This window comes from Streptomyces sp. DH12 (assembly GCF_020873895.1).
Classification (GTDB): domain Bacteria; phylum Actinomycetota; class Actinomycetes; order Streptomycetales; family Streptomycetaceae; genus Streptomyces.
The window spans coordinates 1-580 of sequence record NZ_JAHWGT010000516.1 but is presented as its reverse complement, the minus strand read 5'-3'; the positions used below and the strand labels follow the sequence as shown (position 1 = coordinate 580).

Annotated in this window: 1 pseudogene; it reads left to right on the top strand. The window is 71.4% G+C overall.

Annotated features, from left to right (window positions below):
* Positions 1-106: 106 nt before the first annotated feature.
* Positions 107-580 (top strand): annotated as a pseudogene (locus tag LPA54_RS35505) (hypothetical protein); the annotation flags it as partial.

The following is a 580-nucleotide window of genomic DNA, read 5'->3' as shown; positions in this document are numbered from 1 at the left end:
CTCCATTCCCTGCCAAATCAGACCCGTGACCTGCGCGCTCATGAAGAACGGGCGGCTGTTGCCGGGCTCCGGCGGTCGTTGTGGAGAGCTCGTGCAGACTGGCCGGATGCGCACGGAGCTAGTTTCGGAACCCGGTGATCCAGGGCGCCCCAACGAGGACTTCGCGAGCGTCGCGCTCCCGGCCTCCGGACAGGGCGGCGCGCTCGTGGTCCTGGACGGGGTCACGCCGCCGCCGGACGGGGGCGGCTGTCTGCCTTCGGTGCCCTGGTTCACCGCCCGGCTGGGCGGCGCGCTGACCGAACTGACCGTTTCCCTCCCGGATGTTCCGCCGGCCGGGCTGCTGTCCCGGGGCATCGCGCGCACGGCTGAGAGCCATGCCGCGACCTGTGACCTTTCTCACCCACGAACGCCGCAGGCGACGGTGGTGCTCGCCCGCTGGTCACCCGGCTCGGTGGACTGTCTGGTGCTGTCCGACTCGGTCCTGCTGGTCGAGTCGCCGGACGGCACGGTCACGGCGGTCAGGGACGACCGTCTGGACCGGCTGCCCCGGTCGGCCTTGTCGAGCCACACGGTCGTGGAC